The sequence below is a fragment of the Nonomuraea spiralis genome (genome assembly GCF_014648435.1).
In the GTDB taxonomy this organism is placed as follows: Bacteria; Actinomycetota; Actinomycetes; order Streptosporangiales; family Streptosporangiaceae; genus Nonomuraea; species Nonomuraea spiralis.
This window is the reverse complement of the sequence record NZ_BMRC01000018.1, coordinates 103,637-125,876: the sequence shown is the minus strand read 5'-3', so window position 1 is coordinate 125,876 and position 22,240 is coordinate 103,637. Positions and strand designations below refer to the sequence as shown.

The 22,240-nt window shown below is 72.0% G+C and carries 24 protein-coding genes; 19 read left to right on the top strand and 5 right to left on the bottom strand.

Annotated features, from left to right (window positions below; genetic code table 11):
- Positions 1-16: 16 nt before the first annotated feature.
- From IEZ27_RS35630 to IEZ27_RS35615, 4 genes are all read left to right on the top strand, one after another.
- Positions 17-1,996 (top strand): hypothetical protein, encoded by a 1,980-nt coding sequence (locus IEZ27_RS35630; RefSeq protein WP_189651279.1) that lies wholly within the window; start codon positions 17-19, stop codon positions 1,994-1,996.
- Positions 1,993-2,766 carry an RraA family protein gene (locus IEZ27_RS35625; protein ID WP_189651278.1) on the top strand — a complete coding sequence of 258 codons (774 nt, stop codon included), beginning with the start codon at positions 1,993-1,995 and terminating at the stop codon, positions 2,764-2,766. The genes IEZ27_RS35630 and IEZ27_RS35625 overlap by 4 nt, the downstream gene beginning before the upstream one ends.
- 221 nt (positions 2,767-2,987) lie before the next feature.
- A complete protein-coding gene (locus tag IEZ27_RS35620) occupies positions 2,988-3,923 on the top strand; it encodes an aldo/keto reductase (protein WP_189651277.1) in 936 nt (311 codons plus the stop codon).
- Positions 3,920-4,774 carry an amidohydrolase family protein gene (locus tag IEZ27_RS35615; RefSeq protein ID WP_189651276.1) on the top strand — a complete coding sequence of 285 codons (855 nt, stop codon included), beginning with the start codon at positions 3,920-3,922 and terminating at the stop codon, positions 4,772-4,774. Before IEZ27_RS35620 ends, IEZ27_RS35615 begins: the two co-directional genes overlap by 4 nt.
- A gap of 34 nt (positions 4,775-4,808) precedes the next feature.
- On the opposite strand, the gene IEZ27_RS35610 is transcribed toward IEZ27_RS35615, so the two are convergent.
- Together IEZ27_RS35610 and IEZ27_RS35605 are read right to left on the bottom strand one after the other, a co-directional pair.
- Entirely contained in the window at positions 4,809-6,215 is a 1,407-nt protein-coding gene (locus IEZ27_RS35610; protein ID WP_189651275.1) for an aldehyde dehydrogenase family protein, read from the bottom strand.
- Positions 6,212-7,240 (bottom strand): nitrilase-related carbon-nitrogen hydrolase, encoded by a 1,029-nt coding sequence (locus IEZ27_RS35605; protein WP_229824641.1) that lies wholly within the window; start codon positions 7,238-7,240, stop codon positions 6,212-6,214. The genes IEZ27_RS35610 and IEZ27_RS35605 overlap by 4 nt, the downstream gene beginning before the upstream one ends.
- 77 nt (positions 7,241-7,317) lie before the next feature.
- Here IEZ27_RS35605 and IEZ27_RS35600 point away from each other — a divergent pair, with 77 nt between their 5' ends.
- From IEZ27_RS35600 to IEZ27_RS35545, 12 genes are read left to right on the top strand one after another with little or no spacing between them, the layout of a single operon-like run.
- Entirely contained in the window at positions 7,318-7,836 is a 519-nt protein-coding gene (locus IEZ27_RS35600) for a MaoC family dehydratase (protein WP_189651274.1), read from the top strand.
- Positions 7,836-8,819, top strand: a complete 984-nt coding sequence (locus IEZ27_RS35595; protein WP_189651273.1) for an LLM class flavin-dependent oxidoreductase — start codon at positions 7,836-7,838, stop codon at positions 8,817-8,819. Before IEZ27_RS35600 ends, IEZ27_RS35595 begins: the two co-directional genes overlap by 1 nt.
- On the top strand, positions 8,816-10,021 hold the full coding sequence (locus IEZ27_RS35590; protein ID WP_189651272.1) for a CaiB/BaiF CoA transferase family protein: 1,206 nt from the start codon (positions 8,816-8,818) through the stop codon (positions 10,019-10,021). The genes IEZ27_RS35595 and IEZ27_RS35590 overlap by 4 nt, the downstream gene beginning before the upstream one ends.
- Complete coding sequence (locus tag IEZ27_RS35585; protein ID WP_189651271.1) at positions 10,018-11,364, top strand: MmgE/PrpD family protein; 1,347 nt, start codon at positions 10,018-10,020, stop codon at positions 11,362-11,364. The genes IEZ27_RS35590 and IEZ27_RS35585 overlap by 4 nt, the downstream gene beginning before the upstream one ends.
- Complete coding sequence (locus tag IEZ27_RS35580; RefSeq protein ID WP_189651270.1) at positions 11,361-12,386, top strand: RidA family protein; 1,026 nt, start codon at positions 11,361-11,363, stop codon at positions 12,384-12,386. The genes IEZ27_RS35585 and IEZ27_RS35580 overlap by 4 nt, the downstream gene beginning before the upstream one ends.
- Positions 12,383-12,838 (top strand): FAS1-like dehydratase domain-containing protein, encoded by a 456-nt coding sequence (locus IEZ27_RS35575; protein WP_189651269.1) that lies wholly within the window; start codon positions 12,383-12,385, stop codon positions 12,836-12,838. The genes IEZ27_RS35580 and IEZ27_RS35575 overlap by 4 nt, the downstream gene beginning before the upstream one ends.
- Positions 12,835-13,197 (top strand): MaoC/PaaZ C-terminal domain-containing protein, encoded by a 363-nt coding sequence (locus IEZ27_RS35570; protein WP_189651268.1) that lies wholly within the window; start codon positions 12,835-12,837, stop codon positions 13,195-13,197. The genes IEZ27_RS35575 and IEZ27_RS35570 overlap by 4 nt, the downstream gene beginning before the upstream one ends.
- The gene (locus tag IEZ27_RS35565; protein WP_189651267.1) at positions 13,194-14,336 is read left to right on the top strand and encodes an acetyl-CoA acetyltransferase; all 1,143 of its coding nucleotides are present in this window, start codon (positions 13,194-13,196) and stop codon (positions 14,334-14,336) included. The genes IEZ27_RS35570 and IEZ27_RS35565 overlap by 4 nt, the downstream gene beginning before the upstream one ends.
- Positions 14,333-14,692 carry a Zn-ribbon domain-containing OB-fold protein gene (locus IEZ27_RS35560; RefSeq protein ID WP_189651266.1) on the top strand — a complete coding sequence of 120 codons (360 nt, stop codon included), beginning with the start codon at positions 14,333-14,335 and terminating at the stop codon, positions 14,690-14,692. The genes IEZ27_RS35565 and IEZ27_RS35560 overlap by 4 nt, the downstream gene beginning before the upstream one ends.
- 1 nt (position 14,693) lies before the next feature.
- Complete coding sequence (locus IEZ27_RS35555; protein ID WP_189651265.1) at positions 14,694-15,848, top strand: acyl-CoA dehydrogenase family protein; 1,155 nt, start codon at positions 14,694-14,696, stop codon at positions 15,846-15,848.
- Positions 15,845-16,693: an HpcH/HpaI aldolase/citrate lyase family protein gene (locus IEZ27_RS35550; protein WP_189651264.1), complete on the top strand. Its 849-nt coding sequence runs from the start codon at positions 15,845-15,847 to the stop codon at positions 16,691-16,693. Before IEZ27_RS35555 ends, IEZ27_RS35550 begins: the two co-directional genes overlap by 4 nt.
- A complete protein-coding gene (locus IEZ27_RS35545; RefSeq protein ID WP_189651263.1) occupies positions 16,690-17,034 on the top strand; it encodes a cupin domain-containing protein in 345 nt (114 codons plus the stop codon). Before IEZ27_RS35550 ends, IEZ27_RS35545 begins: the two co-directional genes overlap by 4 nt.
- Before the next feature lie 72 nt (positions 17,035-17,106).
- Here the strand turns inward: IEZ27_RS35545 and IEZ27_RS35540 are convergent, their stop codons facing one another.
- From IEZ27_RS35540 to IEZ27_RS55110, 3 genes are read right to left on the bottom strand one after another with little or no spacing between them, the layout of a single operon-like run.
- On the bottom strand, positions 17,107-18,504 hold the full coding sequence (locus IEZ27_RS35540; protein WP_189651262.1) for an MmgE/PrpD family protein: 1,398 nt from the start codon (positions 18,502-18,504) through the stop codon (positions 17,107-17,109).
- Positions 18,504-19,298, bottom strand: coding sequence for a cyclase family protein (locus IEZ27_RS35535; protein ID WP_189651261.1), 795 nt, complete (start codon positions 19,296-19,298; stop codon positions 18,504-18,506). The genes IEZ27_RS35540 and IEZ27_RS35535 overlap by 1 nt, the downstream gene beginning before the upstream one ends.
- Positions 19,298-19,420, bottom strand: coding sequence for a hypothetical protein (locus IEZ27_RS55110; protein WP_268246105.1), 123 nt, complete (start codon positions 19,418-19,420; stop codon positions 19,298-19,300). Before IEZ27_RS55110 ends, IEZ27_RS35535 begins: the two co-directional genes overlap by 1 nt.
- A gap of 80 nt (positions 19,421-19,500) precedes the next feature.
- On the opposite strand from IEZ27_RS55110, the gene IEZ27_RS35530 reads away from it, so the two are divergent.
- Genes IEZ27_RS35530 through IEZ27_RS35520 form a run of 3 tightly spaced genes read left to right on the top strand, consistent with a single transcriptional unit; the run spans position 19,501 to position 22,124 of the window.
- Complete coding sequence (locus IEZ27_RS35530; RefSeq protein WP_229824639.1) at positions 19,501-19,845, top strand: hypothetical protein; 345 nt, start codon at positions 19,501-19,503, stop codon at positions 19,843-19,845.
- Between the two features lie 13 nt (positions 19,846-19,858).
- Positions 19,859-20,668 carry an IclR family transcriptional regulator gene (locus IEZ27_RS35525; RefSeq protein WP_229824638.1) on the top strand — a complete coding sequence of 270 codons (810 nt, stop codon included), beginning with the start codon at positions 19,859-19,861 and terminating at the stop codon, positions 20,666-20,668.
- Positions 20,669-20,708: 40 nt separating this feature from the next.
- Entirely contained in the window at positions 20,709-22,124 is a 1,416-nt protein-coding gene (locus IEZ27_RS35520) for a dihydroorotase (protein ID WP_189651259.1), read from the top strand.
- Positions 22,125-22,240 lie beyond the last annotated feature (116 nt).

Below are 22,240 nucleotides of genomic sequence, written 5' to 3'. Positions count from 1 at the left end.
AGGACAGTGATCGGACATGGGGGACGATTTGGTGGTCGGGCAGCCGCGATCCGGGGCGGAGGTTCGCGTCGCAGCGACCGTCCCGCTGGGATCACCGCCGACCTGGGCGGTGTCGCAGCGCCGGTTGTTCGACGTGCTCGACGAGGCATGGCGGGTCTTCGAGCGCCGCTACTGCGAGCCGGACGGACGGCTGGCCTACCGCGACCATCCGATGGACCGCGACGGTGCGGACGACTTCTACGAACCCTTCTTCAACTGGCCCGCCCTGTATCTGCTCGGCGGCTCCTCCGACGTGCTGGACGCGGCCAAACGCCATTGGAACGGCGTCACCGCCCAGCTCACCGAGCTCGGCCTGCTCAAGGACGAGTTCGACCGCGGCTATGACTGGTTCCATCAGGGCGAGTCGCTGCTGTTCCTCTACGGGATCTGCGCGGCCGACCCGCGGGATCCCGACTTCCGGGAGCGGGCCGAGCGTTTCGCCCGTCTGTACCTGGCCGGGGCGCCAGAAGGGAACTACGACGCCGAACTGAACATCATCAGGGCCCCGCACAACGGCGCCGACGGACCCCGTCCCGGCCTCGGCGAGGAGATGGACGCCTTCCCGCCCGACGCGGACATCTTCCATCCCTACGGGTTGCCGCTGCACGACGTGCCGGGCATCACCGAGTGGGACGACCTCGGCGACGACGTCAAGGCGCGGACCATGGGGGAGGCGATGCGAGAGCGCCTGGGCCGCGGCGACACCGCGATCAACCTGTGCGCGACGTCCCTGCTGACGAACGCCTGGCTGTACGGCAACGATGCCGTCTACGCCGAGTGGATCACCACCTACGCGCGCGGATGGCTCTCCCGCGGCCGCGACCTTGGCGGCGTCCTCCCCGACAACGTGGGGCTGTCGGGAAGGGTCGGCGAGTACCACGACGGCCGCTGGTACGGCGGGCATTACGGGTGGACCTGGCCGCACGGCTACCACACCGTCGGCGCCGCCGCGCTGATCGGCGGCATGAACGCCGCCTTCGTGAGCGGCGACGCCGGGTTCCTGGAACTCGCCCGGCTTCCGCTGCGTCAGGTGATGGAGCAACGCCGCCCCGGCGTGGTGCCGGAGACCGAGATGAGTCAGCGCCGGCCCTGGACCGAGCGGCTCGCCGACGAGGCGGAACTCCCGGTGATGCTGTATCCGCACCGCCACGGCCCGTCGGGGTGGTTCGACTTCCAGCCGATGCAGACCGCGTTCCCGACGTGGCTGTGGTGGTACTCGATGGAGAAGGGCGACGCCGAGGTGCTGCGGGACATCGGTGCGCGCAGCGGATACGACTGGGCCCGGGTGCGCGCGTTCCGCGACAAGGAGGAGGCCGGGCACGAGGCGCCGTGGCTGGCGTACCTCAACGGCGACAACCCGCGTTATCCGGAGGAGGCGCTGGCCATGGCGGCGGCCCAGGCGGCGCACCGGCTGGCGCTCATCGCCGCCGACGACGAGCGGGACATCGAGGACATCCACTGGTGGCAGCGGAAGAACCCGGTGGTCACCGAAGTCCTGACGCAGTTGACCACTGGCGCCCCGCAGGTGCTCTACAACGGCGGGCTGCAGCACGCGCGCCTGCGGTACGGGGACGCCGAAGCGGGCCGGCCGGGCCTGCCGCCGGACGTCGCGGCCCTGATCGACCACCTCGACGACCGCTCGACGCACGTGACCCTGGTGAACCTCAGCCCGACCCGCCCCCGGCTGCTGTGGCTCAGCGCGGGCGCCTTCGGCGAGCACCGAATCGACCGGGTGACCTACGACCTCCGTGAGGACGGCCATCCCGGCGATCCGCTCGGCTACGCGCTGCCCGTCCCGGCCACAAAGCGGTCCAGCCAGAGCGTCGACGGCCCGAGGCTCGTCGTGTCCCTGCCGCCGGCCCACACCATCCGCCTCGAACTGGACATGACACTGCGCATCTACCCCCCGCGGCATCAGACGTTCGACGCGATCAGACCTTCGGAGAACGACGCATGAGCACCCGTCCGGCCGACGCCGCGTGGCCCATCCCGGTGCGCGGCACACGCCCCGCCACGCCCGACCCGGCCCTGGTCGCCGAACTGGCCCAGGTCAGTTCCGCCACGGCCTGCGCGAAGCTGCACGCGGACGGCATCCGCCGCACCTTCGTGCAGGGACCCGTCCCGCTCGTCGACGGACACCGCGTCACCGGGGTCGCGCGGACGCTCCAGTTCATGCCCCAACGCGAAGACGTGGCGACCGGCCTGGGGCAGGAGGACGTGGAGAAACACACCGCCCTGTGGGAGGTGCTCGAGGTCGTCGAACCCGGCGACGTCCTGGTCGTGCAGGCCTTCGGCAGCCCCTTCTCCGGGTGCTTCGGGGACATGCTGGTCCGTTACTTCCAGCGTAAGGGCGGCGCCGGGATCGTCGTCGACGGCTACATCCGCGACGCGCCACGCGTCCGGCAGCTCGGCGTCCCCATCTGGTGCCGGGGCACGACCCCGCACTACGCCTCCCAGTCCGAGCTCTTCCCCTGGGCCTACGACGTCCCCGTCGCGGTCGGCGGCGTGTTGTGCCTCCCCGGCGACCTGGTCGTCGCCGACGACGACGGCGCCGTGGTCGTCCCGGCGGGCAAGGCCGCCGCGGTCGTCGCCGAGGCCCGCGACCACGAGGAGTGGGAAGTGTTCAGCCGCCGCCGGATCGACGAGGGCGCACGGTTGAGCGACTACTACCCGCTGACCCGGGCCACCCGCGCCGAATACGAGCAGTGGCGGCGGCACGAACGCTGATGCGAACGGGATCCGGTTGCCGACGCCGCCGGACGTTCCCGTTCGCCACGCTCGACCACGTACGGCGGCGCGTCGCCGCTGATCGCCAACCGCGCCGCCGTCGGCCCGTGGGAGGAGTTCGACCTGGTCGCCGTCCGAGCGACCGATCGGGAGGCCGGCCGGCATGAGCCGGCGGCCTCCCCACCGCGCACGTTCCAGCCCGCCCCTGACCAGGAGACACGGTGACCAGCCTCGGCCCGCCGCAACGGCCCAACCCCCTTGACCTGCCCGCCTTCGGCCTCGGCTGCGCGCCGATCGGCGACCTGTACGAGCGGCTCACCGACGCGCAGGCGCTGTCCACGGTGCACCGCGCCCTCGACCTCGGCATCAGGCTGTTCGACGTGGCCCCCCGTTACGGCGCCGGACTGGCCGAGCGTCGCCTGGGCCGGGCGCTGCGCGACGCCGACAGCACAGAGGTGGTCATCTCCACGAAGGTCGGCTGGCTGCTCGACGACGACGGCGCGGCGCGTCCCGACTTCTCCGCGACGGGGGTCAGGGCCTCACTCGCGGCGAGCCTGGACCGGCTCGGCGTGGACGCCGTGGACCTCGTCCACATCCATGATCCCGACGACCACCTCGGCCCCGCGCTCGACGAGGCGCTTCCGGAACTGCTGGCGCTGCGCGCCGCGGGGGTGATCCGGGCCATCGGCGTCGGCATGAACGACAACGTGCTGCTCAGCCGGTTCGTCCCGGACACCGGCATCGACTATGTCCTGATCGCGGGGCGGTACACCCTGCTGGAACAGCCCGCGCTGCGGGAGCTGCTGCCGCTCTGCCTGGACCACGGCGTCGGCGTCATCGTCGGCGGGATCTACAACTCGGGGCTGCTCGCCGACCCGCGACCCGGCGCGAAGTACAATTACGCCTCCGCGCCCGAGGCGGTGCTGGAGAGGGCAGTCGCGTTGCGGGAGCACTGCACGGCACACGGCGTGCCGCTCAAGGCCGCCGCCGTCCAGCTGCCGCCGGCGCATCCGGCCGTCCACAGCGTCGTCATCGGAGCGGCCTCGCCCGCTGAAGTGGCGGAGAACGCCGCCATGGCGCGGACGCCGATCCCGCCGGAGCTGTGGCAGGACCTGCGGGAATCGGGGCTGCTCGATCCGCGGGCTCCGACGCCATGACCGTCATCGACGCACACCACCACCTCTGGGACGTCCGCCTGCATCCCCAGCCCTGGCTGGACGCGGCGGACGCACGCGACCTTCCGCGGCACGCGACCGCCGACGAGTTCTCCCGAGCCGTGGCGGCCACCGCCGTCAGCGCGAGCATCTGCGTCCAGGCCGGCCCGTCTCCCGGCGAGACCCGATGGCTGCTGGACGTGGCGAGGCGGAGCACCGTCATCGCCGGGGTCGTGATGCAGCGCTCGCTGGCCGACGCCGGGCGCGGACCTGCGCTGACCGCCGCCGCGGACGCCGAGGGCGGCGCCCCGCCGCCGCTGGTCGGCGTCCGGGATCCGGCGCTGCTGGGGCGGGGGGCCTCAGGCGACCGCGCGGTGCGTGCGAACCTGGACCTCCTCGCGGAACGCGGGCTCCCGCTCGACGTTCTGGCCACCCCCGCCGAACTCCGCGGCCTCGGATCTCTGGCACGGAGCCATCCGTCAACCACCTTCGTGCTCGATCACATCGGCTACCCGCCGCTCACAGCGGGCAGGCGCACAATGGGCTCCTGGGCGAGGGACCTGGGCGTACTGGCGCGATGCCCCAACGTGGTCGCCAAACTCTCCGGGCTGCCGTCCACCGCTGACCTGCCCGGCGACCCGGTCTCCTTCGCCATCGCACACGCGATCGAGGTGTTCGGGCCGCGGCGGCTCATGGTCGGGTCGGACTGGCCGGTCACCACACGCGGCACAGGCTACGGGCCGTGCCTCGAACGCCTGGCCGCCTCGCTGGCCGGGCTCTCACCCGCGGACCAGGACGCGATCCGGTCCGCCACCGCCCGCGCCGTATATCTCCGGGATGCGCGGGCGGCCTAGTGTGCTGCCTTGCTCGTCCATGCAGGTCAAGCCGTCAGTGCCACCAGGGGGCGTGCGCGGGTGACCTGTTGACGAGGTGTGCCTGGTGCCGGACGAAGCGGAACAAGGATGCGGGGCCCATTCTGGAGCCCCCGAGCCCGGACAGCTTGAAGGAGTTCTTCGTCCCTTCGTGGACGAAAGCGGTCAGCGCCGCGTCGTTGACGCTCACGGCTCCGGCCTGGAGTCGCGCCGCCACGGTCCGGGCGGCTTCCAGGTCGGGCCCGAAGACCGCCGCCGACAGCCCGAAGGCCGAGTCGTTGGCCAGTTCCACGGCGTGCCGTGCGTCGGAGGCAGGCATGACGGGGACGATGGGGCCGAAGGTCTCCTCGGTCATGACCAGCATGCCGTGGTCGACCTCGATGAGGACGGTGGGCTTGCACCAGAGGCCGCCGTCCAAGGTCTCCACGGCGCCGCCGCAGCGCGCCACGGCCCCCTTGGCGAACGCGTCGGCCAAGTGCCGTTCGATGATCAGGGCTTGGGCGGGGTCGATCAGTGGGCCGATCTGCCCGTCCGCCGGGCCCGGTCGTGCCAGCCGCAGCCGTTCTGCCTTCGCGGTGAGCAGGTCGACGAACCGCTCGTAGGCCGGCTCCTCGACATAGACGCGCTCGATCGACAGGCAGGACTGCCCGGCGTTGGCGGTCGCGCCCCACAATATGGCTGAACTGGCCCGCTCCAGATCGGAGCCGGCCAGGACGATGGCGGGGTCCTTCCCGCCCAGTTCGAGAAAGGCGGGAATGAAGGCTTCAGCCGCGGCGGCCCCGACGGCGCGTCCCGTGGGCACGCTCCCGGTGAAGGCCAGGACATCGACGAGTTCGATCAGTTCGGCGCCTGTCGCGCCGTCGCCCTCGACGATGGCCAGAGTCTTCGCGAGCAAGGGCACCCGCTGGACGGTGTCCATGACCGGGCCGATGAAGCGCGGGGTGACCTCGCTGGGCTTGACGATGACCGCGCTGCCGGCGGCCAGTGCGGGTATCGCGTCGATGAGCCCGAGCAGGAGGGGGAAGTTCCAGGGACTGATCACGCCGGTGAGCTGGTAAGGCACCAGTGACTGGCACACCTCGACGCCCGGTACGGTTGTCGCCGGCCCGGGGGAGGTGGCCAGCAGCTTCGGCGCCTGACCGGCCCAGCGCTCCAGCATCCCGAGCACGCTCCGCACCTCCATGACCGACTCGGCGTACCGTCCGGTGTCAGCGGTCAGCGCGGAGACCAGGATGCTCTCGGCGGCGCTGATCTCCTTCCGCCAGGCCAGGAGAGCCGCGGCGCGGGCCTCTGCCGTGAGCGCCGCCCAGGCGGGCTGGGCGGCGCGCAGCCCGGCGGCTGTCTCCGCGAGTTCGGCGGGGCTGGGCGGGCGCAGCTCTCGTTCGAGCAGGCCGGTGCGCGGGTCACGGACCTGGTAGGTCATGAGATCACCTTCGCCTCGCGCAGCCGCTCGATCGTCTGACGCTGACGCTGGACGAACCAGCTTCGCTCCGGTACGGCATCGCCCAGCTCATCCGGCCGTTCGCCCTCGTGCCTGCCGTACTCCTGTGCCCAGAGGGCTGGTTTGGCCCGAGCCAGCAAGTTGCCCATGCCCGGCCGGGCGCGGAAGCGGCGCAGGGCGCCGAGGTCGAGCTCGGCGGCCGCGACCAGGCTCTCGCCGGGGCCGGCCTGGGCCAGCACGCGGCCTTCGAAGTCGATCAGCTCCGAGCCGCCGTTGGTCGAGTCGTTGGGGATGGGGATGTCCGTGAGCCCGCCGCTGTTGGCCGAGACGACATAGGCGAGATTCTCGATGGCGCGGGCTCGGCGGGCGACAGCCTTGGGAGTGAGTCGCGGGCTCGAAGCCTCCGAGGTCGGATGGCACAGAATCTCGGCACCCCGAAGGGCCAGCGAACGGGCCAGCTCCGGATAGAGGATCTCCTCGGAGGACAGGGCGGCGAGGTTGCCTATCGGCGTGTGTGCCACGGGCAGCACGGCCTCGGCGCCGTAGGCGTCCAGGTAACGCGTCCACACGTCGTACGGCGTGGGGGAGTACATCGAGTAGAGGCGCCTGGCGCGCAGCATCGGGTTCCCGGCGGGGTCCAGGATCACGCAGGCCTGGAAGTACAGGCCGGGAAAGTACGGGTCGCTCTCATAGGCGTTGACGACCAGGTGGACGTCCTGGTCCTGGGCGATCTCGGCGAGCGCCTGGTATTCGGCGCCGTCCGGAGCGAGAGCCGCCTTGTCCCGCCAGGCCGGGATCGGCTCGCCCATCGGGAACCCGGTCAGCGCGTACTCGGGCAGCACGACCAGCCGCAGATCCGGGCCGATCCACGCCCGGGAGGCACGAACCTGGGCCCCGATCCTGGCGATGGCGTCACCGATGGCGGCACGAGCGTCAGGCACCGACATGCCGGTGACCGAACGGGTCACCGTCTGCAGGGCGAGGGCTCGGTACGAAGGATTCGTCACTCAGGCCTTCCCAAATTGAAACAGCGTTCCTCAAAATGGAAAGTATCACCGAGCATGTCCCGGCGAAAGGGAACGATGTGACGCTTCACGAGGCCGCGGCGGGCCGCTACTACGAGGACTTCGAGATCGGGGACGTCTACCGGCACGCGCTCGGCCGTACGGTCAGCGAGGCCGACAACACGTGGTTCACGCTGCTGACGATGAACACCAACCAGAACCACTTCAACGCCCACTTCGCGGCGCGCGCGCCGTACGGCAGGGTGATCGTCAACTCGGGGCTGTCGGTGGCGGTCATCCTGGGCCTCTCGGTGGCCGACACCAGCCAGAACGCGATCATGAACCTGGGCTGGGACGAGATCCGGCTCACCCATCCGGTCTTCGTGGGCGACACCCTCTACGCCGAGTCGATCGTGCTGGACAGGCGCGAGTCGAGGTCACGCCCCTACGCCGGGATCGTCACCTGCCGCACCCGCGGGCTGAACCAGGACGGCGACGAGATCATGTCCTGGCGGCGCAGCGTGATGGTCTACCGCCGCGACGCCCCGCAGGACAAGGGCTACTTCCCCGCGGCCAAGACCGGTGAGCTGACGCTCTGATGCGCCTCACGTACGGGCCCTGGGGTGAGACGCTGAGTGAGCTGGCCTCATCCGCCCGCGCCGCGGAGGACGCGGGAGCCGAGACGTTGTGGGTCCCTGAGCTGCACCGCAGCGCGATGGTGAGCGCGGCCGTCCTGGCCGGGGCCACGACGCGGACCCGGATCGGCACGGCGATCGCCCTGGCCTTCACCCGCAGCCCCATGACCACCGCGCTGGAGGCGCTCGACCTGGACGAGCTCTCCGGCGGCCGGTTCGTGCTCGGGCTGGGCTCAGGCGTGCGCAGACTGAACGAGGACTGGCACGGCGTGGCATGGGACAAGCCCGTGGCACGGATGCGCGACACCGTGGCGGCGATCAGGGAGTTCACGGCCGGCTGCCGGACCGGTGACCCGATCGAGGCGCCCGGCATGCGGATCCGCGGCTACCAGCGGCCCTTCCCCACCGAACGGGCGCGCATCCCGATCTACCTGGCCGCCGTCGGACCCGCGATGACGCGGCTGGCGGGGGAGATCGGCGACGGGTGGATCTCCCATGAGCTCTGCTCGCCCGCCTACCTGCGCGACAGGGTGCGTCCCCAGCTGAACGTCCGGCCCGGGTTCGACGTGGTGGTCTCGGCCTGCTGCTCCATCGACGAGGACCCGGCGGTCGCCCGCAGGCGGGCGGCGGGTCTGGTCGGCTTCTACGCCTCGGTGAGGACATATGCCGGCTTCTTCGCCTTCCACGGGCTGGGTGCGGAGCAGGCCGGAGTGGTGGACCGGTTCCGTCGCGGCGCCGGTGCCGACGATCTGGCGGACGTCGTGCCCCAGCGGATGGTGGACCTGCTCACGTTGTCCGGCACGGCCGACCAGGTGCGGGACAAGCTCGCCGCCTATGAGGGGCTGGCCGGCGCGATCAAGCTGACCCCGCCCACCCACGGAGTCTCCTCAGAGGAGACCCGCGTGGCCCAGGACCGCATCATCGAGCTCATCGGAGACCTGGCATGAGACCTCTCCAGGACGTTCGGATCATCAGCCTGGAACAGTACGGCGCGGGGCCGTTCGGCTCGCTGCACCTGGCGGACCTGGGCGCCGAGGTCATCAAGATCGAGGAGCCCCGGTCGGGCGGCGACGTCGGGCGTTACGTGCCGCCGTACGCCGAGGGCGAGGACTCCCTGTTCTTCGAGGCGTTCAACCGCAACAAACGTTCCCTGTCGCTCGACCTGGCCACTCCGGCGGGCAGGGAGGTGTTCGAGGACCTCGTCCGCGGGGCCGACGCGGTCTACTCCAACCTGCGCGGCGACGTGCCGGAGAAGATCGGCATCACGTACGGCGCGCTCAGGCACCTGAACCCGGCGATCGTGTGCTGCTCGCTGACCGGGTTCGGCATGACCGGGCCGCGCGCCGCCGAGCCCGGCTACGACTACATCCTCCAGGGGCTGGCCGGATGGATGTACGTCACCGGCGAACCCGACGGGCCGCCCACGAAGTCCGGACTGTCCCTGGTCGACTACTCCGGCGGCTTCGTGGCCGCGATCGCGCTGCTCGCGGGTCTGCACGCGGCCCGGCGGGACGGTGTGGGCATGGACTGCGACCTCTCGCTCTACGACACGGCGATCTCGTTGCTCACCTATCCGGGCGTGTGGCACCTCAACGCGGGCTACAGCCCCGCGCGGACCCGGCACTCGGCGCATCCCTCGCTGGTGCCCTTCCAGGCGTTCGAGACCTCCGACGGCTGGATCGTGGTCGGCTGCGCCAAGGAGAAGTTCTGGCAGCGGCTCGCCGCGGCCGTCGGCCATCCGGAATGGGCCGAGCCCGGCTCACCGTACGCGACCTTCGGCGGGCGGCGGGACCATGCGGAGGAGTTGCTGCCGCCGCTGGAGAAGATCTTCCGGTCCCGTACGGCCGGGCAATGGCTCGCCGTGCTGGCCCCGGCCGGCGTCCCGTGCGGGCCGATCAACAGCGTCGAGCAGGCCCTCGCCGAACCGCACACCGCAGCCAGGGACCTGGTCGTCGAGACCGAGCACCCCGTCTTCGGGACGGTCAGGAACCTGGCCTCCCCGGTACGGGTCGGCGAGCGCCCGCCCGCCCACCGCCGCGCGCCCCGCCGCCACGAGGACGCCGGCCACGTTCTCCGCGACCTGCTCGGGTACGGCGAGGCCAGGATCGCGGAGCTGACCGGAGCGGGCGCGTTCGGAGACGTACGATGATCGCCGAGGAGCTGGCCCGCTGGGGGACGTCCCCCTGGACAGCACCCCCGGAGGTGGACGCGGCCGTCCGGCGGCACCTGCTGGACGCGCTCGGCACGGCCTGCGCCGCCGCCCGCCTCGACGCGGCGGCCCCCGCGGTCACGGTGGCGCGCGGTCTCGGCGGCCCGGCCGAGGCGACCGTCATCGGCTTCCCCGGCAAGATCGGAGCGCCGGCCGCCGCGCTCGCCAACGGGACGCTCATCCACGCCCTCGACTTCGACGACACCCACGCAGGAGGGCTGGTTCACGCGACCGCCCCGGTGCTGCCCGCGGTGCTGGCGGTGGGGGAGGAGGTCGGCGCGAGCGGCGCGCAGGCGCTGGCCGCGCTCGCGGTCGGGCTGGAGACGGTGTGCCGGCTGGGGGCCGCCGTGCCCCACGGGTTCCACGCGCGCGGGCTCCACGCCACGTCGGCCTGCGGAGTCTTCGCCGCGGCGCTGGCCGCCGCGCGGCTGTACCGGCTCCCGCCGGAGCGGGCCGCGCACGCGCTCGGCATTGCCGGGAGCCTGGCGGGCGGCCTGCTGGAATGCGTCAACACCGGTGCGGCCACCAAGCAGCTGCACCCCGGCTTCGCGGCACAGGCGGGCATCCTGGCCGCGCGGCTCGCCTCGGCGGGCGCGACCGGCCCGGCCAGCGTCTTCGAGGGGACCTATGGCCTGTACGGCGTGCACGCCGACCGGCGGGTCGAGCCGCGGGACGTGCTCGCCGGCCTGGGCGAGGTCTGGGAGCTGACCCGGATCACGATCAAGCCGTACCCGGTCTGCCAGCTCGGTCACGCCGCCCTGGACGCGGGGGCGGCGCTCCGGGCGCGGCTCGGCGGCCGGGAGGCGGCGGAGACGGTCGTCTCCACGATCGTGGAGATCGTCGTGGAGATCCATCCTGACGCCGCCCAGTTCGTCTGCGGTCCCGGCAAGGAACGCCCCGCCTCGGCGTACGCGGCCAAGTTCTCCCTTCCCTGGTGCCTGGCCCAGCTGCTCCTGGACGGGGAGCTGACGGTCGCGAGCTTCGAGCGCCTGGACCGGCCGGAGGTGATCGCCCTGGCGGAGCGGGTGCGGCACGAGCTCGTCACCTCCCCCGGCGCGGCGGCCGATCAGCCGGGCCGAGTGAGCGCGCTGCTCGGCGACGGCACACGCGTCACCGCCGTTGTGGACCGCAGCGGCGGCGGCCCGGACGACCCCCGCATCGAGGACCTGGTCCGCGGCAAGGCGCGGGCCAACCTGGGCGCGCGAGCCGAGACCGTACTCGCCCTCGTCGCCGACCTGCCGTCACCGACGGCGCTGATGACCGCACTGGAGGCTCATCCATGACCGTCCACCTGCCGGCCGCGCCCGGCTACCGCGAAGCGGCGGCCGGGCTGCGCGACGCCGGGCTCACCCCCGCAGACCTCGTGCACGTCGTGGAGTACGTCACCGGCGACGCCACCGGCCCGACCACGGCGAGGCACGACCTCCTGGGCGGTCACGCCGTACCGGTGGCGACCGTGGCGGTCGAGGCTCTGCCTGGCGGCGAGCCGTACGCGGTGGAGCTGACCGCCCACCCGGGCGGCGGCGAGCTCGTCGTCGCCCACGAGGACGCCGGGCTCCACCGAGGCACGCTGCGGATCGCCGACGGAATCGTCTACCTGCCGGGCATCCACCCCTGCGACGCCGACGGCCTCGCGCATCCCGGCGACTTCCGCGCCCAGTACCGCTTCTGCCTGGAACGCGCCGCCGAACTGCTCAAGGCGGCCGGGCTCGGCCCGCAGGCGCTGGTGCGCACGATCGACTACACCGCCACCGGCACCCGGGCCGACTACCCCCGCTGTGGAAGGCCCAGGAGGGAACTGCTCGGCGGCACCGGCAGCGACGGCCGTCCGGTCTTCCCCGGCGCCGCGGGCATCCTGGTCGACCGGCCGGTGCTCCCAGGCGCGATGGTGTCCCTGGACGCCATCGCTTCCACGGCGCCCCTGCGGACGGTGAACCCGGGCTGGACCCGGTACGAGACGCTCACCTACAGACCGGGGGTCGTCGCCGGTCGCACGCTGTTCATGTCGGGGTTCGGCGCGCTCGAACCCGCCACCCAGAAGGCGATCTTCGACGGCGACCTGGCGGCGCAGGCCGAGTACACCTACGCCGCCATCGCCGCCGTCCTGCGCGAAGCGGGGCTGACCGGGCACGACGTCGTCCGGCTGATCGAGTACGTCACCCCGGACGGCGTGCCGGACCACCCCGGGCTGGCGGATCTGCGGGCCCGGTACTTCGGCGACGCCGCGCTCACCTCCGTGGTCTGCTCGGCCCTGCTGCGGCCCGAGTTCCTCATCGAGGTCGTGCCCGTGGCGGTGTTCCGATGAAGGAGCTGATCGGCCGTGAGGTCACCTACACCGCCCCGGAGGAGCTCGGCCGGGCCGCCATCCGCTACTTCGCGCTCGCCGTCGGCGACGACAACCCGCTCTACACCGACCCCGCCCACGCCCGGGCACACGGCTACCGCGACGTGGTCGCACCACCCACCCTGATCTGCGAGACGAACCAGTACGCCGGCCTCCCCCGCGACGAGGACGGCTACGCCGGACACTCCTGGCGGATCGAGGTACCGGGCGCCCGGCTGGTGCGCGGCGGCAATGACTACACCTTCCACCGGCCCGTGCACCCCGATGACGTGATCACCGCGACCTGGCGCGTCCAGGACGTTACCGAGAAGGCGGGGAAGCTCTTCGTGCTCTCCCGCGCCACCTACACCAACCAGCACGGAGAGCTGCTCGCCGTCAACGACGAGACGCTCATCTACGTGAGGCCCGCATGATCGACCTCGAACGCACCCTGGAGACGGCCGACCTCGTGGCCTACGCCGGAGCCACCTGGGACTGGCACCGCCTCCACCACGATCTCGCCTACGTTGCCGGGCGCGGCCTCGACCGGCCCGTCGTGGACGGGCAACTGCTCGGCGCGCTCATGGCGGAGCACGCCCAGGACTGGGCGGGACCCGGCGCCCGGCTCACCCGGCTGCGCTACCGCCTGCACTCCATGGTGTTCGCAGGAGACACCGTCCGGGTGACCGGCGCCGTGACGCGGGTCGACGGCGCGCGGACCACGATCGAGCAGCAGGTGCTCGCCGGCGACAGGGTCGCCGCCACCGGGACGGCCGAGGTGACGACCCGATGACCGTCGCGATCGCCGGAGCCGCCGAATCCGACCTCGGGGTCACCGGCCACCCGATCCTGACCCTGCAGACCCAGGCCATCACCCGTGCCCTGGCCGACGCCGGACTGCCGCTCAAGGACGTGGACGGGCTGGCCACCTGCGGCGTGTCCCGCTTCTCCGCCACCCAGGTCGCCGACTACCTCGGCCTCCAGCCGGCCTGGACCGACTCCACCTTCGCGGGGGGATGCGCGTTCGAGATGTACGTCGCCCGCGCCGTCCAGGCCATCGAGGCCGGGCAGTGTCGCACCGTCGTCATCTCCTACGGTTCCAACCAGCGCTCGGCCCGCTCCCGCTCGCTGGGCGGAGTGGCCGAGGAGCACACCCCCGAGGCCGTCTACGAGATGCCGTACGGCCCGCTGTACCCGTTCTCGTACTACGCGATGGCCGCTCAGCGCTACCTGCACACCTCCGGCGCCGGGCGGGAGGCGCTGGCCGAGGTGGCGGTCGCCGCCCGGGAATGGGCGCTGCTCAACCCCGCCGCCTTCCGCCACGGCGCGGGACCGCTGACCGTCGAGGACGTGCTGGCCGCGCCCATGGTCTCCACGCCCCTGACCACCGCCGACGCGTGCCTGGTCACCGACGGGGGCGGGGCCGTCGTCCTGACCTCGCTGGAGCGCGCCCGCGACCTGCCCAAGCCCCCTGTCGTGGTCCTCGGGTACGGCGAGTGCGTCACCAACACCTCGATGACCAGCGCCGACGACCTGACCACGAGCGGCGCCGTGCGTTCGGGGGCCGAGGCGTTCGCGCGGGCAGGGCTGCGGCCGGACGACGTGGACGTGGCCGAGTTGTACGACTCCTTCACCATCACCGTGCTGCTCAGCCTCGAAGGGCTCGGCTTCTGCGGCAGGGGAGAGGCCGCCGACTTCCTCAAGGGCGGCCGGATCCGCCCGGGGGGTACGTTTCCGCTCAACACCAACGGCGGTGGGTTGTCCTACAACCACCCCGGACAGTACGGCCTGCTCCTGCTGGTCGAGGCGGTCCGGCAGTTGCGTGGCGAGTGCGGTGCGCGCCAGGTGACGGGTGCCGAGATCGCGCTCGCCCACGGCACCGGCGGCATCCTGTCCGCGCACGCCACCGTCCTGCTGGGGGTGGACCGGTGAACGACTTCTGGGAGGCCACCCGCGGGCGGCGGCTGCTCGTCCAGCGCTGCCGTGCCTGCGGCGCACACCAGCACTACCCTCGCATTCTGTGCGTCGCCTGTGGCCGCGGCGACCTGGACCTGGCGGAGGCGACGGGACGGGCCACGGTGGACTCCTTCACCGTCGTCCACCGCGCTCCCGCCGCCGGGTTCGACCCGCCGTACGTCCTGGCCAGGGTACGGCTCGCCGAAGGGCCGATCCTGCTCACGCACCTCGTCGGCGACGCCGAATGGGCCTGCGACCTTCCCGTACGCCTCGACTGGCGGCCCCTGCCCGACGGCCGCCACCTGCCGGTCTTCCGCATTCAGGAGCAATGACATGGAACTGACCGAAGAACAGCGACTCTTCCGGCAGACGCTGCGCGACTTCGTCGACAAGGACGTCCGGCCCGTCGCACAGGAATGGGAGGCGACCGACCGCCACCCCGCGGAGATCGTCGCGAAGATGAAGGACATGGGCCTGTTCGGGCTGACCGTTCCGGAGGCGTACGGCGGGCTCGGCGCCGACATGGTCTCCTTCGCCCTGGTCTTCGAGGAGATCTCCAAGGGCTGGATGGGAGTGGCCGGCACGCTCGGCTCCCACTCCCTGGCCTGCTGGATGATCTCCAGGTACGGGACGGCGGAACAGCAGGAACGCTTCCTGCCCGAGCTGGCGACCGGTGCGCGCCGGAGCGGCATCGGACTGACCGAACCCGGCGCCGGCACCGACCTGCAAGGGATCACCACGACCGCCCGCCGCGAACGGGACGTCTATGTCGTCAACGGCGCCAAGACGTGGATCACCAACGCCCGCCACGCCGACCCGCTGCCGGTACTGGTCAAGACGGCGCAGACCACGCCCGCGCACCAGGGCATGTCCGTGCTCCTGGTCGAACGCGACACCCCCGGCTTCTCCGTGCTGCGCGACCTGCCCAAGCTGGGCTACAAGGGCACCGAGTCGTGCGAGGTCCTACTCCAGGATGCCCGGGTGCCGGTGGCCAACCTGCTCGGCGGCGTCGAAGGGCGCGGCATGCAGCAGGTGCTGTCCGGACTGGAGACCGGCCGGATCAACGTCGCGGCCCGCGCACTCGGCGTCGCCCAGGCCGCCTACGACGAGGCGCTGGCCTATGCCGGGCAGCGGCAGGCGTTCGGGCGCCCCATCCACGACTTCCAGGCGATCCAGCTCAAGCTGGCCGACATGGCGATCAAGGTGCAGGCCGCCCGCCTGATGGTCTACTGGGCAGCTTCCCGGGCCGACGCCGGGGAACGGGTCGACCTGGAGTCGGGGATGGCCAAGGTGCTGGCGTCAGAGGCGGCACAGGAGTGCTCGCTCATCGCCATGCAGGTGCACGGCGGCTACGGCTACTCCAAGGAGTTCATCGTGGAACGGCTCTACCGTGACGCCCCGCTGATGATGATCGGCGAAGGCACCAACGACATCCTGCGCATGGTCATCGCCAAGGCGTTGACCACAGGGAAGGGGAGCATCGGATGACCGCCCGCTCCTATCTCTACGTGCCCGGCGACGCCGCCGGCAAGCTGGCCAAGGCCGCCGGTCGCGGCGCGGACGCGCTGATCGTCGACCTGGAGGACGCCGTCCGGCACACCGGCAAGGCGGCGGCCCGCACCGCCGTCGCCGACTGGCTCGCCCAGGGGCCGCGCGGGCCGGAGATCTGGGTGCGCGTCAACCCGGGCTCGGCCGGGCACGTCGACGCCAAGGCCGTCGTCCGGTCGGCGCTCACCGGGCTCTGCATGGCCAAGGCCGAGAACGCCGCCGAGGTCGAAGCGCTCGCCGCGGTGCTGGACCAGGCCGAAGAAGCGGCCGGCCTGGCGCCCGGGACGATCAGCCTCATGCCCCTCCTGGAGTCGGCGAACGCGGTGTTCGAGGCGCGGGCGATCGCCCTCGCTCCCAGGGTCACCCGGCTCCAGCTGGGCGAGGCGGACCTGGCCGCCGACCTCGGCATCACTCCTGGACCCGACGGACGCGAGCTGCTGTGGGCCCGCTCCCAGGTGGTCGCGGCGAGCGCCGCCGCCGGGATCGCGCCGCCGGTCGCCCCGGTGAGCGTGGAGGTACGTGACCTGGCCGCCTTCCGGCTCTCCACCGAAGCGCTCGCCCGGCTGGGCTTCGTGGGCAGGGCCTGTGTCCACCCCGCCCAGCTTCCCGTGGCGCACGAGGTGTTCACCCCTTCGGCCGAAGTGCTGGCCGCCGCCGGAGCGCTGCTCGACAGGTACGACCAGGCACTGGCGGCCGGGACGGCGGTATGCCTGGACGAGGCGGGACGCCTCGTGGACGAGGCCGTCGTGAGATCGGCACGGCGGGTGATGGGCATGGCCAGATGATCGAGCGGATCGGCCAGGACCTGCCCTGGCGTCCCTTCACCATCCCCCGGTCGAGCCCGCCGGTCGTCCTGGCGCCTCTGCACGGCGACCCCGCCGGCGGCTCCTTCCTGGTGCTGGTCCGCTTCCCGGCAGGCTGGGGACGACCCGTGGCCGGTCACTACTCCTGCGACGAGGAATTCGTCGTCCTGGAAGGCGAACTGACGGTGTCCGGCATCCTCTTCGGGGCCGGAGACCGCGGCTGGTTCCCGGCAGGCCGTGAGCGTACCGACTCCAGAAGCGACGGAGGCGCTCTTGCGCTGGCCTGGTTCTCCGGGCCCGCCCACTGGGTCGCGGCGGAATGAGAGCCCCGGACCCCCGCCGCTGCCGCCCCGAGCGGCAGGGCGGGGCGTGGGGCTCCACGGACGAGCCGGCGTTCAGCAGGATGGCGTGAGCCGGTCGGCGTCCGCGCTTGTCGGCAGCGCGCGCACGGCGGACTCCAGGGCGTCGGCAGCCTCGCCGGTCAGCGCCCGCCGGGCGTTGAGCCGGAACTTCATCGCCAGCTCCGCCCCGGTCAACGGCGATCCAGGGCCGCCACGCGAGCAGTCCACACGATGCTCCAGCAGGGCGCCCGCTCGGGTGCGGACCCGAAGGGCGGCGCCGAAGCCGGCGGGGAAGAGCGCTGAGGCCCGCTCATCGGCGACACATCGAACCCGGGCCGCCAGAGCCAGCCGCTCGGGGTGGAGCTCGGCGAAGTCGTCCAGGTAGACGCCCAGACCGCCGCCACCGAACAGTGCGACGGCCACGGTGTAGGGCCCGGAGAACTTGGCGTGGTAGGCCGTACGGGGGCGGATCTTCTCCTCGTACGGCTCGGCGATCGTCCGCAGCACGGGGGCGGGCACCGCGAGCTCGGCCTCCACGACGTCGGCGGGGTCGAGACCCTGTGCGCGCAGGGCCAGGGCGCAGTCGATGCCGGGGTGGGTGAAGTGGTTGGCCGGGTAGGGCTTGTAGGTGGTCCGGGTGACCTCCCAGCGCTCGCCCAGCCCGGAGAGCAGCGCGTCGCCGTCGTGGCGGCCGTCGAGATAGGCGTTCAGGAAGCCGAAGCGGCCCTCCAGCACGGTGGGGGGCCCGGTGAGACCGGCGCGGACCAGGGCCGCGGCGCTGACGCCGGAGTGTGCGGCCCAGCCGCAGTGGACCCGCTTGACGGTGCCGCCGGTGCGGTTGGCCTCGATGATCCCCGCCCCCATGCTCGCCGCGACGCCGACGGCTGAGACGAGTCCTGGGGCGTCCAGGCCGTAGAGGAGGCCGGCGGCCACGGCGGCGCCGATCGTGCCGCAGATGGAGGTGGCGTGCAGGCCCTTTTCGAAGAAGAGCGAGTTGCGCAGGTCCGGCAGGTAGGAGGCGGCGCCCAGCCGTACGCAGACCTCGTCGCCCGCGGCGACGGCGGCGAGCAGGGCGCGGCCGTCGGCGCGGGTCTCGGCCGCCGCCGCGAGCGCGGCCGGCACCACGGACGCGCTGGGGTGCAGGATCGACGGCAGGTGGGTGTCGTCGAAGTCGAGCGCGTGCGCGAGCGTGCCGTTGACCAGCGCGGCCGAGGGAGCGGGCAGCCTTTCCCGCATGCCGATCGCGCCCGCCTGGGCGGTCCCGCCCCAGGCCGCGGTCACCTGCCGGACCGCCTCCAGCGGACCCGGCTCGGACCGCTCGGCGTGCGCCGCCAGGCAGTTGCCGAGCACGTCCAGAATCCGGCCGATCGCGTCGGTCTCGACCTCGCTGGGCAAGCCGTGATCGCGGCAGTCCGTCGCGAAACGGGCGAGAATCTCCGCGTAGGTGGACATCACAGCACGGCCAGCGGCCGGACGGGGGCGCCGGTCGCCCCGACGATGGGCAGCGGGTTGACCACGAGCAGGAACTCCTTCGCCGCGGCGTCGAGCAGCTCGTGCAGCCGCATCGTCTCCACGATGTTGATCCCTTCCTCGACCAGGAGTACGCGATGGACCGGGAGGGCGGCGTGGCCACGGCCGGGCGCGATGCGCTCGAAGGCGATGGTCTCCGCGCCCACCAGCCGGGGACGCCGCTCGGCCAGCCAGCGTGCCGCGGCCTCCCCGGGGCCCGGCGCTCCGCCGGACTGCCCGGTGAAGACCGCTGGATCCGGCCAATGGCGTGACCAGCCGGTGCCGATCAGGATGGCCTGGCCGGGCTCGATCTCGACCCCGGCGGCGGCCCGGTCGAGGTCGTCCGGCGTGACCTCGTACCCGGCAGGCAGGACGGGGACCCCGTGCGCAGCGGCGACGTCGAGCAGCACGGCACGGCCGACGTAGGGGGCGAAGGCGTCGATGCCCAGGGCGGAGAATCCCCGGTGGCCCTGCACGGTCTCCGAGGCGAGGCCGCCGTGCAGCAGGCCGTCCTGGGAGACGTGGGCCAGCGCGTCGACGTGGGTGCCGACGTGGCCGCCGGTGATGATGACCTCGTTCGCGGCGGAGCCGCCGTCCTCCCTGATCAGGTCGCCGTGGCGGCGCTCCAAGGTCATGCGGAAGGGCGGGTGGTTGGGGGACTGCGGCATGCCGGTGCTCATGGGTTGCGCGAGGTCGAACACGCGGGCATTGGCGAGGACTTCCCACGGGCGTGGCATCAGATGACCCCCTTCGGGTGCGACTCGTCCTTCGGGTGCGGACCGGTCCAGCGGATCGAGCCAGGCGTGGAGTGCGTGGGCGGCCAGGCGACGACCACGTCGGTCAAGGGACCGCCGGTCACAGAACCTCCAAGGGTGTTCCCATTTGAGGAAAGCTGTTCCAAACTGTAGGGCATACGTCCTAGGAATGGGAGGCCGCCGCATGATCTATCTCGTCTATCGGATGCGGCTCACCGAGACGGCTCGTCGGGACATGAAGGCGTTCTGGGCGTGGCTTGAGCAGCGGGAACGGTTCTTCTACCGGGACCTCCCGATGGTGAAGGAGGTCCGCTGGTACTACAGCGCCGTCGGGGAGGTCTACGTGCTGGAGAACTGGGCGGCCTTCGACGACGAGGCCGCGTGGGGCGCGTATCGGGCCGCTCTGGGAGGGCTGAAGGCCGATCCGGAATGGGAGAGTGAACGGGTGTCCCAGGAAACGTGGTGGGATTTCCTCGACACCAGGATCGTCACCGACCCGCCCGTACCGGTGGGACTGAGCCGCCGATGAGTAGGAACACCGCATGCCGATGGACACATCCAAGCCGCTGCGCCGGCGTACCACCGAGGGCACGAGCCAGACCGTCGCGACCGTCGAGCGCGCGGCCGACGTACTCGTGCTGTTCGCCGACCCCGAGGCCCGGACATTGGGCGTCACGGAGATCGCCGAGAAGCTCGCGCTGTCGAAGGCGGCGGTGCACCGCATCCTCGCCTCGCTGCGGCTGCGCGGCCTGATCGAGCTGGACGAGGAGACCCGCAGATACTCGCTCGGCCTGACCGCGATGCGGCTCGGGCTGGCCTACCTCGACCGGCTGGACGTCCGGCGGCTGAGCGCGCCCGAGCTGGTCTCGCTGTCCAGGACGTTGTCGGAGACCGCCACCCTCTCCGTCCGGACCGGCCACACCCGCGTCTATGTCGACCAGGTGACGCCCAGCCGGGAGGTGATCATGTCGGTCACCCTCGGCGTTCCCTATCCGCTCCACGCCGGCGCCTCCTCCAAGGCGTTCCTCGCCTTCCTCACCGAGGCGGAGATCGACGACTACTTCAAGACGGTGCCGCTCGCCCGCCTGACCGAACGCACGCTCGTGCACGAGGACGTCCTGCGCAAGGACCTGGCGGCCATCCGCCGCCGCGGCTACGCCAAGTCCAGCGCAGAACGGCAGCCCGGATCCGCCTCGGTCGCCGCCCCCGTCTTCGACCATCACGGCAGTCCCGCCGCCGTCATCAGCGTCTGCGGGCCGCAGGAGCGGTTCCGGGGCGAGGAGAAGCGCGCGGCCGAGGCTCTGCTCGAAACGACGGCCCGGCTCTCGGCCCAGATGGGCCACATGACATGACGAAGGGAGGTGACGGCCGGGACACCCGCCGGCCGCACCGATGAAGCAATACGACTTACTGGTCAAAGACGGACTTCTCGTCCTGCCGTACCACGGTGAGGTCAGGGCCGACCTGGCCATTGCCGGCGGCCGGATCGTCGCGATGGGTGAGGGGCTGTCGGGGGCCGACGAGGTGATCGACGCGTCCGGCAAGGTCGTGCTGCCCGGAGCCGTGGACGCCCACTTCCACATCGGCATTTATCGGGATATGGCGGTGGACGCCTACGAAGAGACCCGCTCCTCGCTGGTCGGCGGAGCCACCACAGTCCTGTCCTACTTCCGTACCGGGCAGCACTATCTGGACAAGACCGGCCCTTATCGGACGATCTTCCCCGAGGCGCTGGCCGCGGTCGACGGTCAGGCCTGGACCGACTACGGGTTCCACCTCGCCCCGATGACGGTCGAGCAGATCGAGGAGATCCCGGAGCTCGTGACCGGGCACGGCATCACGTCGTACAAGTACTACATGTTCTACAAGGGCTTCGACCTGGCCGCGAACAGCCGCGACGCCCGCTCCTTCACCATGGGCGACGAGTACGACCTCGGCCACCTCTTCCTCATCATGGAGAAGCTGGCCGAGGTGCAGCGCGCCCGGCCGGACAAGCGCATCTCGCTCAGCCTGCACTGCGAGCAGTCAGAGCTGATGCGGGTCTTCATCGACCGGGTCCAGCGCGCCGGAGGGCCGCAGAACCTGCGCGCCTACAGCGAGGGCAGGCCGCCGCTCACCGAGGAGGTGGCGATCGCGGAGGCCGTCACCCTCGCCGCGCACACCGGTGTCGAGGTCAACTTCCTCCACCTGTCCAGCGCGCAGGCTCTGGCGGCGGCCGCGCCGCATCGCGGGGCGCGCCGCGAGACCACCCTCCACCACCTGTGCCTGGACCACGACGAACTGGACGCCAGGGGCGGCCTGGGCGGCAAGGTCAACCCGCCCGTCCGCACCCGCGAGCACAACGACGCCCTGTGGGCCGGGGTCGCCGACGGCGCCATCGACTGGGTGGCCTCCGACCACGCCTGCTGCATGGAGGAGCACAAGGGCGACGCGTTGTGGCCGGCCAGGCCCGGCTTCGGCGGCACGGCGCTGCTGTACCCGGTGCTGTTCTCGGAGGGCCACCTCAAGCGTGGGCTGCCGCTGGCCCGGATCGCCGAGGTGGCCTCGGCCAACCCGGCTCGCGCCTACAACCTGTGGGGCCGGAAGGGCAGCCTGGCGGTCGGCTTCGACGCCGACTTCACGGTGCTCGACCCGGCCGTCACCCGTACCGTCACGAGCGAGCTGCTGTTGTCGGGCCAGGACCACTGCCCGTTCGAGGGCGTGGCCGCGACCGGCTGGCCGGTGGCCACGGTCGTCGGTGGCCGCGTCGCCTTCCGCGACGGGGCCGTCGTGGGCGAGCCGGGCGGCTCCTACCTCCGCAGAGGATGACGATCTCGACTCGTCGGCGGTGAAGGGGGCCTCGCTGCTCAGGGCCGTGTCAGGGCTGGTCGGAGTGGCTGCGGGGAGCGTCCGCCTCGGCGGCGCGAGCCTCGCCACCAGCTTGC

Coding starts and splice junctions, on each gene's coding strand:
- IEZ27_RS35630 (WP_189651279.1), top strand. CDS start 17: ATGGGGGACGATTTGGTGGTCGGGCAGCCGCGATCCGGGGCGGAGGTT.
- IEZ27_RS35540 (WP_189651262.1), bottom strand. CDS start 18,504: ATGTCCACCTACGCGGAGATTCTCGCCCGTTTCGCGACGGACTGCCGC.
- IEZ27_RS35565 (WP_189651267.1), top strand. CDS start 13,194: ATGACCGTCGCGATCGCCGGAGCCGCCGAATCCGACCTCGGGGTCACC.
- IEZ27_RS35585 (WP_189651271.1), top strand. CDS start 10,018: ATGATCGCCGAGGAGCTGGCCCGCTGGGGGACGTCCCCCTGGACAGCA.
- IEZ27_RS35575 (WP_189651269.1), top strand. CDS start 12,383: ATGAAGGAGCTGATCGGCCGTGAGGTCACCTACACCGCCCCGGAGGAG.
- IEZ27_RS35555 (WP_189651265.1), top strand. CDS start 14,694: ATGGAACTGACCGAAGAACAGCGACTCTTCCGGCAGACGCTGCGCGAC.
- IEZ27_RS35595 (WP_189651273.1), top strand. CDS start 7,836: ATGCGCCTCACGTACGGGCCCTGGGGTGAGACGCTGAGTGAGCTGGCC.
- IEZ27_RS35615 (WP_189651276.1), top strand. CDS start 3,920: ATGACCGTCATCGACGCACACCACCACCTCTGGGACGTCCGCCTGCAT.
- IEZ27_RS35610 (WP_189651275.1), bottom strand. CDS start 6,215: ATGACCTACCAGGTCCGTGACCCGCGCACCGGCCTGCTCGAACGAGAG.
- IEZ27_RS35570 (WP_189651268.1), top strand. CDS start 12,835: ATGATCGACCTCGAACGCACCCTGGAGACGGCCGACCTCGTGGCCTAC.
- IEZ27_RS35590 (WP_189651272.1), top strand. CDS start 8,816: ATGAGACCTCTCCAGGACGTTCGGATCATCAGCCTGGAACAGTACGGC.
- IEZ27_RS35530 (WP_229824639.1), top strand. CDS start 19,501: ATGATCTATCTCGTCTATCGGATGCGGCTCACCGAGACGGCTCGTCGG.
- IEZ27_RS35580 (WP_189651270.1), top strand. CDS start 11,361: ATGACCGTCCACCTGCCGGCCGCGCCCGGCTACCGCGAAGCGGCGGCC.
- IEZ27_RS35525 (WP_229824638.1), top strand. CDS start 19,859: ATGCCGATGGACACATCCAAGCCGCTGCGCCGGCGTACCACCGAGGGC.
- IEZ27_RS35545 (WP_189651263.1), top strand. CDS start 16,690: ATGATCGAGCGGATCGGCCAGGACCTGCCCTGGCGTCCCTTCACCATC.
- IEZ27_RS35535 (WP_189651261.1), bottom strand. CDS start 19,298: ATGCCACGCCCGTGGGAAGTCCTCGCCAATGCCCGCGTGTTCGACCTC.
- IEZ27_RS35520 (WP_189651259.1), top strand. CDS start 20,709: ATGAAGCAATACGACTTACTGGTCAAAGACGGACTTCTCGTCCTGCCG.
- IEZ27_RS35625 (WP_189651278.1), top strand. CDS start 1,993: ATGAGCACCCGTCCGGCCGACGCCGCGTGGCCCATCCCGGTGCGCGGC.
- IEZ27_RS35550 (WP_189651264.1), top strand. CDS start 15,845: ATGACCGCCCGCTCCTATCTCTACGTGCCCGGCGACGCCGCCGGCAAG.